The following is a 14,018-nucleotide window of genomic DNA, read 5'->3' on the forward strand; positions in this document are numbered from 1 at the left end:
GTATTATTCCTGTATAATTATAACGTACTTAGGAAGTCATTTAAGAATGGAAGGAGGAACCGGGCGAATGAAATCTTATGCGGAGGACTTGCACGATCAGGAGAAGGCGCTGGAGAACATACGGCATAAATTAGCGTTGCTGCCGGATGCATCGGGTTGTTATCTGATGAAGAACGGCGAAGGCACCATCATTTATGTCGGCAAGGCCAAAGTGCTGAAAAACCGGGTCCGTTCCTATTTTACAGGTAGCCATAACGGCAAAACGCAGCGATTGGTTGCCGACATCCGTGATTTTGAATATATCGTAACAGCCAGTAATATGGAGGCGCTCATTCTGGAGTGCAACCTGATTAAAAAGTATCAGCCGCGCTATAACGTGCTGCTGAAGGATGATAAAACCTTTCCGTATTTGAAAATTACGAACGAGGCCCACCCCAAGCTGGAGGTGACCCGGCGCGTTCTGAAAGATAAAGCAAAGTATTTTGGACCTTATCCCAACTCCTACGCGGCACATCAGACGAAGAAGCTGCTCGATCGCATGTATCCTTTACGCAAGTGCGGTGTGATGCCCAAGGAAGTATGCCTGTATTATCACATGCATCAATGCTTGGGACCTTGTGTGAAAGAGGTCGATAAGGAAACGTATGACCAGATTGGTCAGGAGATCGGTTCTTTTTTGAGCGGGGGACATGAGGAAATAAAAAAAGATCTTCAGCGTAAAATGCAGGAGGCCGCAGAGGAGTTGTACTTTGAGCGTGCCAAGGAGCTGCGGGATCAAATTATCAGTATTGACGCCATGATGGAAAAGCAGAAAATCACAACCTCTGATGCCAAGGATCGCGATGTATTCGGGTTTTCGGTAGACAAGGGCTGGATGTGTGTGCAGATTCTATATGTTCGCAAGGGTAAAATGATCGAACGGCATATGTCGACTTTTCCTTTTTACGGCGAGGCTTACAGCGATTTCATGTCCTATGTGACGCAATATTACAGTGATAACCCGGCAGTACCGCAGGAAATTTTGCTGCCGGATACACCCAAGCTGGTAAGACAGACGGAACAGGATGCACAGAATGCAGAATATTCTGTCGAGCATTCTTCCGACACATTGCTGGTGGCTGAAGAACGAGCTTCTTATGCGGAGGCAGCACATTCAGAAATAGAAGCCCAACTGTCCGGTGGACTGGAGGAACCGGCTACGGCAGCTCTTGCTCTGGCTGAATGGTTGGATGTAAAGGTGTATGTACCACAGCGTGGGCTGAAGAAACAAATGACGGAGATGGCGACGGAAAATGCACGTGTCGCTTTGGATGAGAAGTTTAAGCTGATCGAACGGGACGAGGAGCGGACAACCAAGGCTGCAAGCAATCTGGGACGTGCGATTGGACTGGATCGCTTGCATCGGGTGGAGGCATTTGATAATTCCAACATACAAGGTTCTGACCCTGTATCAGCCATGATTGTGTTCATTGACGGCAAGCCTGCCAAAAAGGAGTATCGGAAATATAAAATCCGTTCTGTGCAGGGGCCAGATGACTATGAAACGATGCGTGAGGTTATTCGGCGTCGGTATGAGCGTGTGCTGAAGGAGAATCTGGAGCGCCCTGATCTGATTGTTGTCGATGGTGGACGTGGGCAAATTAAGGCGGCGACCGATGTGCTGGAAAATGAGCTGGGTTTATTCATTCCGGTGTGTGGTCTCGTGAAGGATGCCAAGCATAGAACTTCCCAGCTACTGGTGGGAGAATCCAATGAGGCTGTGAAATTAGCACGTAATAGCGAGGAATTTTATCTGCTGCAACGGATTCAGGACGAGGTTCACCGTTTTGCGATTACATTCCACCGGGAGCAACGTGGCAAATCAATGGTGACGTCCCGTCTGGACTCCATTCCGGGCATTGGCGAGAAGCGGCGCAAGTTGCTGCTTAAGCATTTTGGTTCCCTCAAAAAAATAAGAGAGGCCAGCGTCGAAGACTTCCGGCCTCTCTCTATTGGTGATAAGCTAGCGCGTCAGATTATAACTGCCCTTCGGGAGGAGGAGTCGTAGTATACGGCTCCTCTTTTTTTTAGATTATAGAATTTATAAATTTTCAGCAGAGCTGAACAATTCTATAATTGCAAGAAAAACTCCCGCTAAGCGCGGTCTGGCTTCGGTGAAAGTACGTCGATAGACGTTTTTCTTACAGGCTCAAACATGATTCGATTTGGCTTTTTTGGACTAAACCAGTAAATAACGTAGGCCACAATCGCTGGAAGCAAGATCCAGAACAAACCTGCGCTCAGGTTCACCGTATCTCCCAAACTCATCACACTAAGGCCCATTAGAATGCTGTCAAAAATGACGTGACTGAACATGGCGGCGATAAAGCCGTAACGCAGGAACACAAAACTGAACAGCAATCCGAGGAATGTCAGCTCAATCGGTCTGGAAATCACCGGATAGATTGGATACAGTGTATGCCCCAGTGCCCATATGAGCGTGGTGATCAGGCAAGCGACAAAAGTGTTCCTCACTATTTTTTTCACCATTGGAATACCGAACAGACGGTATACGGCCTCCTCTCCAATGCCTGCCATCCAAGCCATAATCGGCAGTAACCACGGATAAGCCATATTGTAAGGAGATTGCGTGGCATCTGTTGTGGAGAACGTATTGAATGTGCGTTCCAGCACAAAGAACAAAATGGATTGTACTCCGAGCAAAATAAAGGCCCACAAGTAGCCAACATACATACTGCGAAGCACATACAGCCCGTAGCCCGGCTCTTTGGCACGTGGCCATGCATTCAGTCCAACCTGACGCATGAGCCCGTCACCGCCGACCAGGGAGAAGTAGAGTGCTACGGCCATTGCGAGGGAAATACCAACCTGGAAAACCATGAGAAATATAAGCATTCCCCGGCCTCCTGCTTCTGCTTGCAGTAAAGGTAGCATGTTCAAGGTTCCTACCATGGTAGCAACAAAATACACAACGGACAGAACAATACCGCGTACAAAGGAAGTATGGCGTCGTGTAAGTGATGCGTAGACAATCGCGAGTACGCCCAATACCAAGCTAAACAAGGCATAACCCGCATAGGTCATCCAGTTGGCCCAGTAAGTTTGCTTTTTGACATAATCGGTATAGGACGATGGAGCAGAAAAGCTCTGTGTGAACGAGCGAACATCCCCGTCTTCAAAAGTAAACGCCAGTGTAAGTACCGATGCGCCGATTTGTTTACCGACCACAGTATACTTTAATCCACCCTCCCCTTCGTTGGTCACGAGCTTCAAGTCCGATGGCTTAAAGCCAAAGCGTTTGACCCAAGCGGACGCCGCTTGCTCCTTTGCTTCAAGCGTCATGTCGCCCTCAGCCACACGTACCAGCCTGCTGCGAGCTTGCTCATCCGTAGAAATATCGGCTTGTGTGTAATTGGTACTGGAGGTCATTCGTTTAAAGCTAACAACTTTGCCGGTTGATAAATCTACATGAATTTGCAATTTGCTCTTCGTAGAAGGATCTGGAAGATCGACCCGAAAAGTTTCATAAGGGTAGCTTTTTTTCCATGTACGGTCGTACTGTTGAAGCAGTTTTTCTCTGGATAAATAACCGTACAAATCCGTTTCGGCCTGATAGGTAACGACAGGATTTTCTGGTGGTGATTCCGTATAACCCAGCTCGGAGCGGGCGAATTCTATTGCGTGTAGAACCGCTTCTTGTTTGCTGATCGTCGTTGTGTTCACCAATGATTCCGAACTTGGATTGCTAAGCGAGGGAATAAGTAATTGAAAGATAAAAAAGCAAATCAGGCCAATCCCGCCCAACAAGCCTAATCTTTTGAAATTGGCCGAGAGCACGACCGGTTTCCCGATAGGATTCATGAGTTTCCTCCTTAATCTGTAAATAAGTGAGCATCCATTAAAGATATCATACTGCACAGGTTCCCGCCAACACACTTGTGATATTCATGAAAATGGAGTGAAAGCACCCTAAAGTTTCAATAAAATAAGATAAACTGCGATTAAACGCTGCCTATTCGCAAAATAAAGCCAAATTAACGTTTTTTCGACGAAATCGGTTTTGTGATCTGGATACAGAAGGATTATAATCTTGAGGCAATGCCTATAAAGTCAATAGGTAACGCAATACATTTGAGCCGAATTTCTATAGGAAAACGGGGGAACCATGTTACTGGGGTGAATTTTACAGCCGGTCTTGCACCGGACGTGTGAATAGGGCATACTGTACTGCCCGAATCCGTCAGCTAACCTCGTAGGCTGTAAACAGGAACCCAGTCAGGCACTCGGTTTTCCGGTGTCTTTTTTTGTGTGTAAAAAGTGTATGGATTGGTTAGACCGCTACGGGTGCAGATTATTCTTCCGATTGCTGTTATCCCCGGATTTTTTTATTGTATAACCTCTTTAATGGTTAATTTGTCACCCTTACGATTAAATCATTGTTTTTAGGCGGTGAATAGCGAATCGGTCCATTTGAATCTGTAGAAGCGGTAGCGTTCGCCTTTGCCTCTGAATTTTAACCTTGTAAAGGTTTTGAAAATCAAAAATTTAGGGGCAACAGCGATCAGAAGATCAAATGGAACGTGTAGCGGGCTTACACCGTATTAAATCACTGTTTTTATAGTTTTTAAGGATTAGGAGAAGTGATGATTTCATGAATCCCAATGCAAGATGGTTTCGGCTTTCTCCACCGCAGATATTTGTTGCGGGCTTTGCCGTTATCATACTGATAGGCAGTTTGTTGTTAATGCTACCGATTTCCAATACAACGGGCAAGCCGCTTGCGTTTGTAGACGCTTTATTTACAGCGGCCTCTGCGACCTGTGTCACAGGGCTTGTTGTTAAGGACACGGGGACCTTTTTTACAACCTTTGGTCAGGTGGTGATCGTTGCACTCATTCAGGTCGGCGGTCTCGGTTTTATGACCATGGCGACCCTGATCGCACTGGTGTTCAAGCGTCGCATCTCTCTGCGGGAGCGCCTCATTTTGCAGGAAGCGATGAATCAGACCTCTATAGAGGGAATCGTCGGCTTGATCCGCAAAGTTTTATTGTATTCGCTGGTCATTGAGGGCGTGTGCGCTACGATATTTGCGGTTCGCTGGTCTTTTGATATGCCTGTAGGCAGGGCGATTTATTTTGGAATCTGGCATGCGATTTCCATGTTTAACAACGCTGGTTTTGATTTATTCGGTCACTTTCGCAGCCTGACAGGTTATGTATATGATCCCGTTGTTAATTTTACAGCTATGTTTTTGATTATCTCTGGAGGCATCGGCTTTGTGGTGATGTCGGATCTGGCAGAATGTCGCAAACGCAAGAGATTGTCCTTGCATACCAAGGTAGTACTTAGCATGACCGCGGTACTGATTATAGTCGGTACCCTCGTCATCTTTGTTTTTGAGTTTACGAATCCGAAAACATTAGGCTCGTTGAATTGGGGAGGCAAGCTACTGGGATCTTTATTCCAGTCGGTAACCCCTCGTACCGCTGGTGCTAATACGCTGGACATCGCAGGCTTGCGGCAGGCTACGCAATTTTTCATCATTATATTGATGTTCATAGGGGCTTCCCCTGGCTCAACTGGAGGCGGGATTAAGACGACAACGTTCGCGCTGCTCATTGGAGCGGTGTTTTCCATGCTGCGAGGCCGGGAAGATATTGTATTGTTCAAGTATCGGCTTGCACAAGCACGAATTTACAAGGCTTTGACCATTACTCTGTTGGGGCTGTTGTTTGTGATCGGGGTAACGATGATTTTATCGGCAACCGAAGATCATCATTTTCTGATGATTTTGTTCGAAACAGTGTCTGCCTTTGGAACGGTGGGACTGTCGATGGGGCTTACACCTGATTTGACAGTTATCGGCAAGCTGGTGATTACTCTGACGATGTTTGCAGGCAGACTCGGCCCGCTCACGCTGGCTTATGCACTGGGCCCCAAAAAGGGTAAGGAATTATACCGGCATCCGGAAGGCAAAATGATTATAGGATAGGGGAGTTTTCGAGTAGATATGAAAACACAGCAGTTTGTAGTTATTGGCTTGGGACGGTTCGGCTCAAGCCTGGCTTTGCAATTGGTGGACATGGGGTGCGAGGTACTTGGCATCGACCGGAACGAGGACGTTGTAGACAGTATGAGTGAGATGCTGACGCATACTGTCGTAGCCGATGCTACCGATGAGGATTCGTTGCGGTCACTGGGTATCCGTAATTTCGATTGCGGTATTGTTGCTATTGGGGATGACATTCAGGTAAGCATTCTGACCGCCATATTGCTGAAGGAGCTGGGTGTGAGAAAAGTCGTAGCGAAAGCTATATCCATTCTGCACGGACGGGCGTTGGAAAAGCTCGGTGTGGACCGCGTCATTTATCCTGAACGGGATATGGGGATACGAGTGGCCCACCAGCTGGTTACGCCTAATTTGCTCGACTATTTGGAGCTATCCAAAGAATACAGCATTGTGGAACTCAATGTACCTGGGTGTCTCAATGGCAAAACGTTATCAGAGCTGAATGCTCGTACCCGCTTTGGCTGCAGTATTGTAGCGCTTCATACGGCTAACGGTATTCTCATTGCACCAACGGCTATGGATCGGCTAAAAGCAGACGATATTATGGTCATCATCGGTTCCAATGACAATATCGCCCGCTTCGAGGATGAGGTCGTTAACGTCAATGAAGAAGGCTAGCTCTACTACACCATACGATAGCCTGCAAATGAGGCACGTGTCTCACTAATCCAGCTTCGCGCTGTCGAGCTGAGATCTGCAGTCTCCGAATAAATGAGAGAGGTCGTTCGGCGTGTCTCTTTCAAGTCGGGCAAGTACAGCGCAGTGAGTCCATTATCCCGCAGCAATTCGCTGCGTAAATAAGATTTGGGCAGTAATGCCGAAGCCTTACAGGTTGGAAGCAAGCGAACAATGGCCTCGAAGGAGTCGATTTCCATACGGATATCCGGCATGATGCCGCTGCGCTGGAACAAGTCATCTGTCAAGCTGCGATACCAGGTTCCTTTGGAAAAAATAATCATCGGCAATCCTTGCAGGTCTTTCATTGAGGCCGTTCCTGTTTTGGCCGTTAATTCATGTCCTATCGGAACGACCAGCTCTAAATGATCGTCAAATAGCGGAATACAACGCAGCCCGGCCTCATGAATGGCAGACCCGACAACCCCGGCGTCTGCTTTTTTGTCGCGTACAAAAGCGACGATTTCATGGGTTTTGCCTGTGAGTAGCTTCAGCTCGGTTTGGGGATGCTTGCTCATGAAAGCTTCGACGAGGGTGGGCAGCGTCGTTTGGAGTGTCGTGAGACTTGCACCCAGGGTGAGCATGCTCTGGGCTTCGTTTTTGTGCTGGGACAGCTTTTGCAAAAAGCGGAGCTGTCGTTGCCGCTGCTCCAGCGCGAAGGTATATACAAACCGTCCTGTTGACGTAATTTCGAGCCGTTTGCCCCTCCGATCAAAGAGTTGCACGCCCAGTTCTTCCTCCAGCTTGGCGATTTTACGGGATAGGGCAGGCTGGGAGAGATTAAGCAGTTTGGAGGCTTTATTCAAGCTGGATTGCTCCACAATGACGGCAAAGGCGTTCAAATCCTCAAACATATCTTCCACTTCCTCTCTATATGCAAAAAAGACATAATAATTAATACGTATATTGCAATTCCATTATAAGCCGAAAAGGAGTAACATAAAAGCGACACAAGATGTTCACACTTTTTGTTTTTCCTTTTAAGGGACACCTTGTTGGACATTTCCTGTCGGGAACTGTCATTTTATATGTTATATTACTATTGAAAACGCTATTATCGGGAGAAGGGAGCATTACCTAGATGAGAGGATTTTATTCCAGAAAGCTGCATTCGCTTCTTGGCGTCATCCCACTGGCTCTTTTTTTTGTTGAGCATTTGGTGACGAACTTCACTGCAGTGGAGGGCGGAAAGGAAGGGTTCAACCGCAGCGTGGCCTTCCTGAATGGTTTGCCGCTGGTGATTGTGCTTGAAACATTATTCATCTACTTGCCATTACTGTTCCACGGTATCTATGGCTTGTATATCGCTTACCAGGCTGATCCGAATGTCAAAAATTTTGGCTATTCGCGCAACTGGCGCTTTCTGTTCCAGCGTATTACCGGCGTTATTACGTTCGTGTTCATTATCTGGCACGTGTTCGACACACGCTTTCAGGTGGCTCTGGGTAATGTAACACATGAACAGCTGGGCGGTGTAATGCATGGCATTGTAACGAACCCGGTTTATTTTATTTTGTATTTAATCAGCGTTGTATCGGCATCCTTTCACTTTGCTAACGGACTGTGGGCATTTATGGTCAGTTGGGGTATCACAGTGGGGCCACGTGCGCAAAAGGTATCCTCCTATATTTGCATGACCCTGTTCGTGGTGGTGTCTATCGGTTTCATCGCTTCCCTGTTGGCATTCCGCAGCGCGGAATTCCAGGAAACGGCCACCGCTTTGGTGCAATGCAGCGCTATTCAACAGCTACTGTAAAAAAATGAATTCACATGATATATCATTTGCATTACATCGTTTGCAGATTATATTTCCAATCGTAAGAGAGGATTTGGCTAAAATCCTGAAAAAAAGGAGTGAGCAGAAATGGCAGCATCCAACATTATTGTCGTGGGCGGCGGTCTGGCGGGTCTGATGGCTACGATCAAGGCGGCAGAGGCAGGAGTTCACGTTCATTTATTTTCTTTGGTTCCGGTAAAAAGATCCCACTCCGTTTGTGCTCAAGGCGGCATCAACGGGGCAGTGAATACCAAGGGCGAGGGAGACTCACCCTGGATTCATTTTGATGATTCGGTCTATGGCGGGGATTTTCTGGCCAACCAGCCCCCGGTAAAAGCAATGTGCGAAGCGGCTCCGGGGATTATCCATCTCATGGACCGTATGGGTGTCATGTTTAACCGGACGCCGGAAGGATTGCTGGATTTCCGTCGCTTTGGCGGTACCCAGCATCATCGGACAGCCTTTGCTGGAGCGACGACCGGCCAGCAGCTTCTGTATGCTTTGGATGAGCAAGTACGACGCTGGGAATCCGAGGGCTTGGTGACCAAATATGAAAACTGGGAGTTTTTACAGGCGGTACTGGATGATGAAGGTATCTGCCGAGGCATTTGCGCGCAGGATTTACGCACGATGGAAGTGAAAACTTTTGCGGCGGATGCCGTTATTTTAGCATCGGGTGGCCCTGGCATTATTTTCGGCAAAACCACAAATTCCGTTATTAATACCGGCACGGCTGCCGGTGCGGTGTATCAGCAGGGTGTACGCTATGCGAATGGTGAATTTATCCAGATTCATCCGACGGCTATACCGGGCGATGACAAGCTGCGTCTGATGTCTGAGTCGGCACGTGGAGAGGGTGGCCGTATTTGGACGTACAAAGACGGCAAGCCATGGTATTTCCTCGAGGAAAAGTATCCGGCTTATGGAAATCTGGTTCCACGCGATATTGCGACACGTGAAATATTCAGCGTATGCGTCGATGAAGGGCTCGGCATTAATGGCGAGAATATGGTATATCTCGATTTGTCCCACAAGGACCCGAAAGAGCTGGACGTGAAGCTGGGCGGGATTATTGAAATTTATGAAAAATTTGTCGGTGACGATCCGCGTAAAATCCCGATGAAAATCTTCCCGGCTGTGCATTATTCAATGGGTGGCATGTGGGTCGATTACAATCAGATGACGAATATACCGGGGCTGTTTGCCGCCGGAGAATGTGAATTTCAGTATCACGGAGCGAATCGTTTGGGTGCAAATTCGTTGTTGTCAGCTATTTACGGCGGGATGGTGGCTGGACCGAAGGCTGTGGAATACATTAAAGGCATAGAAAAATCCACACAGGATGTAGCTTCCTCCGTGTTCGATGCAGCGGTAAAACAGCAAACGGAGAAGTACGAGCGCATTTTGCATATGGACGGGAAAGAAAATGCGTATGTGCTTCATAAAGAGCTGGGCGAATGGATGACGAACAATATGACGGTGGTTCGTTATAACGACAAGCTGGAAGCTACGATCCAGAAGATCAAAGAGCTGAAGGAGCGTTATGCCAACATTAACATCAATGATGCTTCGCGCTGGAACAATGCGGGTGCGGCGTTTACACGCCAGCTGTGGAATATGATGGAACTGGCTGAAGCGATGACCAAGGGGGCGCTGCTGCGCAACGAAAGTCGTGGGGCTCACTACAAACCGGACTTCCCGGATCGTAACGATGAGGAGTTCCTGAAAACAACTATTGCGGAATGGACACCGGAGGGACCACAAATTTCGTATGAAGCGGTGGACGTCTCACTGATCAAGCCGCGTATTCGGGATTATTCCAAGAGCAAATAAATAGAAGGGAGTGTATTTTAGATGTCGGAGCAAGCAGTGAAATCGAATAAAACAGTGAAGTTTGTTGTGACCCGTCAGGATGATCCTAACTCCAATTCCTATACGGAAGAATTCGAATTACCTTATCGCCCGGGTATGAATGTGATTAGCGCACTGATGGAAATTCAGCGCAACCCGGTAGACAGCCATGGTAAAGAGACCGCCCCGGTATGCTGGGAGTCGAACTGTCTGGAGGAAGTATGCGGAGCCTGCTCCATGGTAATTAACGGCAAACCGCGTCAGGCCTGTGCCGCGCTTGTTGATAAGCTGGAGCAGCCGATTACGATTGCTCCGATGAGCACATTCCCGGTTGTGCGGGATTTGGTCATCGACCGCAGCCGGATGTTTAACGCACTCAAGAAGGTCAAAGCATGGATTCCGATTGACGGGACCTACGATCTGGGTCCTGGCCCCAGAATGGCGGAGAAAAAGCGTCAATGGGCGTATGAGCTGTCCAAGTGCATGACCTGCGGAGTTTGCCTGGAGGCTTGCCCTAATGTCAACGAGAAGACAACGTTCATTGGACCTGCGGCGATATCCCAGGTTCGCCTGTTTAACAGTCACCCGACAGGGGAAATGAATCAGGAGGAGCGACTGGATGCGTTGATGACGGACGACGGGCTGGAGGGCTGTGGTAATTCGCAAAACTGCGTACGTTCTTGTCCGAAAGGCATTCCGTTGACAACCTCCATTGCTGAAATGAACAAGCAAACGACCAAGCATATGTTCAAGCGCTGGTTGACTGTATAGTCCGAGCCAGCAAATATGTTATTCAAACCAAAACAGGCTTTTTCCAATCGGAGAAAGCCTGTTTTTTGCGCTCATGGAGGATGGAAGGTAACATGGAGGGAGGAGAGCGTTATAGCACTTATGGTATAATTATGGTATTGTGTATCGTTTTTGGAGAAAAGGAGGCTGGACAGGTGACTGTGCAACCGATAACGAATCGACCTGTCACCGGGTCGGATGTAATGAAGGGATTAAAGGAGCTGGGGGTTCGCAGCGGCATGACGTTGCTTGTTCACTCGTCGATGCGCAGCTTCGGGCGCTTTGTTCCAGGCGGGGCCTCCGGCATTCTTGCGGCATTAACGGAAGCGATTGGCCCGGAAGGGACGCTGGTCATGCCGACACAGTCTCATGACTTGACTGATCCTTCGACCTGGATGAACCCACCTTTGGATGAGTCATGGTGGGAACTTGTACGCGAGGAAATGCCCGCGTATGATCCCGCCTGGACGCTGACTGGGGGGATGGGGGTCATTGTAGAAACGTTCCGCGGTCTGCCGGGAACAGAGCGCAGCGGGCATCCGCATGTTTCCTTGGCGGCGCGTGGACCTGCAGCTTCGGATTTACTGGCAGATCATCAGCTCGACTTTGGGTTGGGAGAGCATTCTCCGCTGGCGAAGCTGTACGAGGCAGATGCATACGTGCTGCTGCTGGGCTGCGGACATGACAGCAATACGTCCTTGCATTTGGCGGAATATCGAACAGCGTATAACGGACGTGAAAAAATCACGCATCAAGCCCCTATGATGGTGGATGGAGTCAAAGTGTGGGTCACGTTTGAGGACTTTAATATTACCTCAGATGATTTCGAACAGCTGGGACATGATTTTGAACGGGATTGTCCTACGTGCTTTACACGAGTCAACATCGGAGAGGCTTCATGTTTTTTAGCAAGGCAACGCGATTTGGTAGACTATGCGGTACAGTGGTTGTCCACCAATCGTTAGGCTTCAAGGGAAATAAGAATTATCAAATAGTGAGTTAGAGGAATAGATTGCAAAGGGGAACGCATATGGAGAAGACGCCGCAAACCCGCCGCGAGAGTCAGGATGGTCCTTGCAATGAGGCCGCAATCCCTCCCGGTTCTTCGCGGCGTTCCACTTCCAATGAGCCAGCCAATCCTTCGCGCCGCCATTTTTTGAAAAAAGCGGCTTTAGCCACAGCGGGAACTGCGCTTTTGGCTGGAGGATACGCTTCCTTATGGGAGCCTAATCATTTGGAGATTACACGCTTCACCTTGACTCTGCCCCGCCTACCGGCTGCTTTTGACGGTATCAGGGTCGTACATTTTAGTGATGTGCACTTGGGCTTTCATATGGATGAGCAGGATCTGGGTGAGCTTGCGGACCGGATTGCCGGACTGGAGCCGGATTTGCTCTGTTTTACAGGTGATATTGTGGATGACTATGCGATATCCATGAAGGCTGCTGTCCCGATTATGGCTTCCATGCACGCCACTCTTGGCAAATTCGCCATATTGGGCAATCATGATTATAGAGGTTTACCAGCCGGAGTACAGGAATTATACCCGAAGACCGGATTTACGTTGCTGCGAAACGATCATGCGATTGTGGAACGTACGGGACAGCGTGTGGCGATAGTTGGTTTAGAGGATAACATTATGGGAAAGCCTAATCCGCGGCGTGCCGTTCATGGACTCCCTGATGAGATGTGCAAGCTGTTGCTGATGCATGAGCCGGATTATGCGGATGTGGCGGCGCGAATGTCCTTCGATCTTCAACTGTCTGGGCATACGCATGGAGGACAGGTGCGTTTGCCTGTCATCGGAGCACCGATGCCGCCTCCGGGTGGACGCAAGTACATTCAGGGATTATTTTATGTAGGGGCGAACAGGATGCCGCTTTATGTCAGCAGGGGGATTGGCATGACACATCTGCCGATTCGTGTGCTGTGCAGACCGGAACTTAGTGTCATTACGCTAAAATCTGGTCAATAGGCCATTATATTTTTCATCTTCACCAGTATACGATTGGAACTACATAAAGAAGGTTTGAATGTAGTGTAGGGATGTAGCTGTTTCGGACAAAGGAGTGAGGTTCAGATGGAGCGTATTGCTGTCATTTCAGATATTCATGGCAATTGGCCTGCCTGTGAGGCCGTGCTGGAGGATATTGCTTCCCGAAGTATTAGCCGCGTGTTTTGTTTGGGGGATCTGATCGGCAAAGGGCCTAGCCCGTGCGAGGTTCTGGATGCAGTCCGTCAGCATTGTGAAATTGTCGTGCGGGGGAATTGGGATGAGCTGGTCAGCATTACCGATGATCTCAATTTTAGCTGGCAAGCCGAGCGCTTGGGTAAAGAGCGAGTACAGTATCTGGCACAGTTACCGTTTCATTATGATTTCAGCATGAGCGGCCGTCGTATCCGTCTGGTGCATGCTTCGCCCCAAAGTGTGTATCACCGCGTACAGCCTTGGGATGAGCCGGAAAAAAGATTAGCCATGTTCGACCCGTTGGCTGAGGAGAATGGAAAAGACGCTTTTGCTCCGGATGTGGTAGGCTATGGAGATGTACATAACGCCTTTATCCAGCATTTTCAGGGGAAGACGCTATTTAATGTCGGAAGCGTCGGGAATCCGCTGGATATTACTCAGGCTTCGTACTGTATTCTGGAAGGAAACCTGGGAGAAGAGCAAGCTACCCCCTTTTCCATTCAGTTTGTACGCGTACCTTACGATATAGAACTGGCGGTAAGGCAAGCGGAGGAAGCTGATGTCCCTTCTCTGTCGTATTATATTCGTGAGTTGCGCACAGGCATTTACCGGGGAATTCAGGACCTGGACTAAGTGTGGAGAACATTTATTCCAACAAGCCAATTCAT

The 14,018-nt window shown here is 48.6% G+C and carries 11 protein-coding genes and 1 riboswitch; of the genes, 9 read left to right on the top strand and 2 right to left on the bottom strand.

Annotated elements, in window-relative coordinates; genetic code table 11:
- The first annotated feature begins 67 nt into the window (after positions 1 to 67).
- Entirely contained in the window at positions 68 to 2,047 is a 1,980-nt protein-coding gene (gene uvrC / locus LCF57_RS17090) for an excinuclease ABC subunit UvrC (protein WP_226001761.1), read from the top strand.
- 86 nt (positions 2,048 to 2,133) lie between these two features.
- On the opposite strand, the gene LCF57_RS17095 is transcribed toward uvrC, so the two are convergent.
- On the bottom strand, positions 2,134 to 3,861 hold the full coding sequence (locus LCF57_RS17095; RefSeq protein WP_226001762.1) for a CPBP family intramembrane glutamic endopeptidase: 1,728 nt from the start codon (positions 3,859 to 3,861) through the stop codon (positions 2,134 to 2,136).
- Between the two features lie 263 nt (positions 3,862 to 4,124).
- A riboswitch (cyclic di-AMP (ydaO/yuaA leader) is annotated at positions 4,125 to 4,274 on the top strand.
- Between the two features lie 377 nt (positions 4,275 to 4,651).
- Here LCF57_RS17095 and LCF57_RS17100 point away from each other — a divergent pair.
- Both LCF57_RS17100 and LCF57_RS17105 read left to right on the top strand, forming a co-directional pair.
- Positions 4,652 to 5,992, top strand: coding sequence for a TrkH family potassium uptake protein (locus LCF57_RS17100; RefSeq protein WP_226001763.1), 1,341 nt, complete (start codon positions 4,652 to 4,654; stop codon positions 5,990 to 5,992).
- An 18-nt stretch (positions 5,993 to 6,010) separates the two neighbouring features.
- Positions 6,011 to 6,688, top strand: a complete 678-nt coding sequence (locus LCF57_RS17105; protein ID WP_025717448.1) for a potassium channel family protein — start codon at positions 6,011 to 6,013, stop codon at positions 6,686 to 6,688.
- Between the two features lie 5 nt (positions 6,689 to 6,693).
- On the opposite strand, the gene LCF57_RS17110 is transcribed toward LCF57_RS17105, so the two are convergent.
- Positions 6,694 to 7,599, bottom strand: coding sequence for a LysR family transcriptional regulator (locus LCF57_RS17110; RefSeq protein ID WP_226001764.1), 906 nt, complete (start codon positions 7,597 to 7,599; stop codon positions 6,694 to 6,696).
- Between the two features lie 227 nt (positions 7,600 to 7,826).
- Here LCF57_RS17110 and LCF57_RS17115 point away from each other — a divergent pair, with 227 nt between their 5' ends.
- From LCF57_RS17115 to LCF57_RS17140, 6 genes are all read left to right on the top strand, one after another.
- A complete protein-coding gene (locus LCF57_RS17115) occupies positions 7,827 to 8,501 on the top strand; it encodes a succinate dehydrogenase cytochrome b558 subunit (RefSeq protein WP_226001765.1) in 675 nt (224 codons plus the stop codon).
- A 108-nt stretch (positions 8,502 to 8,609) separates the two neighbouring features.
- Positions 8,610 to 10,355, top strand: a complete 1,746-nt coding sequence (sdhA, locus tag LCF57_RS17120; RefSeq protein ID WP_226001766.1) for a succinate dehydrogenase flavoprotein subunit — start codon at positions 8,610 to 8,612, stop codon at positions 10,353 to 10,355.
- 21 nt (positions 10,356 to 10,376) lie between these two features.
- Entirely contained in the window at positions 10,377 to 11,144 is a 768-nt protein-coding gene (gene sdhB / locus LCF57_RS17125) for a succinate dehydrogenase iron-sulfur subunit (protein WP_226001767.1), read from the top strand.
- Positions 11,145 to 11,317: 173 nt separating this feature from the next.
- Positions 11,318 to 12,127: an aminoglycoside N(3)-acetyltransferase gene (locus tag LCF57_RS17130; RefSeq protein WP_226001768.1), complete on the top strand. Its 810-nt coding sequence runs from the start codon at positions 11,318 to 11,320 to the stop codon at positions 12,125 to 12,127.
- 65 nt (positions 12,128 to 12,192) lie between these two features.
- Positions 12,193 to 13,137 (top strand): metallophosphoesterase, encoded by a 945-nt coding sequence (locus LCF57_RS17135; protein ID WP_226001769.1) that lies wholly within the window; start codon positions 12,193 to 12,195, stop codon positions 13,135 to 13,137.
- A gap of 105 nt (positions 13,138 to 13,242) precedes the next feature.
- A complete protein-coding gene (locus LCF57_RS17140) occupies positions 13,243 to 13,983 on the top strand; it encodes a metallophosphoesterase family protein (protein ID WP_226001770.1) in 741 nt (246 codons plus the stop codon).
- Positions 13,984 to 14,018: the final 35 nt, after the last annotated feature.

It is taken from the genome of Paenibacillus sp. BJ-4 (assembly GCF_020404765.1).
In the GTDB taxonomy this organism is placed as follows: Bacteria; Bacillota; Bacilli; order Paenibacillales; family Paenibacillaceae; genus Paenibacillus.

Excerpts from the sequence above, each read along its gene's own strand:
- sdhA (WP_226001766.1), top strand. The coding sequence starts at position 8,610 with ATGGCAGCATCCAACATTATTGTCGTGGGCGGCGGTCTGGCGGGTCTG.
- uvrC (WP_226001761.1), top strand. The coding sequence starts at position 68 with ATGAAATCTTATGCGGAGGACTTGCACGATCAGGAGAAGGCGCTGGAG.
- LCF57_RS17135 (WP_226001769.1), top strand. The coding sequence starts at position 12,193 with ATGGAGAAGACGCCGCAAACCCGCCGCGAGAGTCAGGATGGTCCTTGC.
- LCF57_RS17115 (WP_226001765.1), top strand. The coding sequence starts at position 7,827 with ATGAGAGGATTTTATTCCAGAAAGCTGCATTCGCTTCTTGGCGTCATC.
- LCF57_RS17140 (WP_226001770.1), top strand. The coding sequence starts at position 13,243 with ATGGAGCGTATTGCTGTCATTTCAGATATTCATGGCAATTGGCCTGCC.
- LCF57_RS17095 (WP_226001762.1), bottom strand. The coding sequence starts at position 3,861 with ATGAATCCTATCGGGAAACCGGTCGTGCTCTCGGCCAATTTCAAAAGA.
- LCF57_RS17105 (WP_025717448.1), top strand. The coding sequence starts at position 6,011 with ATGAAAACACAGCAGTTTGTAGTTATTGGCTTGGGACGGTTCGGCTCA.
- LCF57_RS17110 (WP_226001764.1), bottom strand. The coding sequence starts at position 7,599 with ATGTTTGAGGATTTGAACGCCTTTGCCGTCATTGTGGAGCAATCCAGC.
- LCF57_RS17100 (WP_226001763.1), top strand. The coding sequence starts at position 4,652 with ATGAATCCCAATGCAAGATGGTTTCGGCTTTCTCCACCGCAGATATTT.
- sdhB (WP_226001767.1), top strand. The coding sequence starts at position 10,377 with ATGTCGGAGCAAGCAGTGAAATCGAATAAAACAGTGAAGTTTGTTGTG.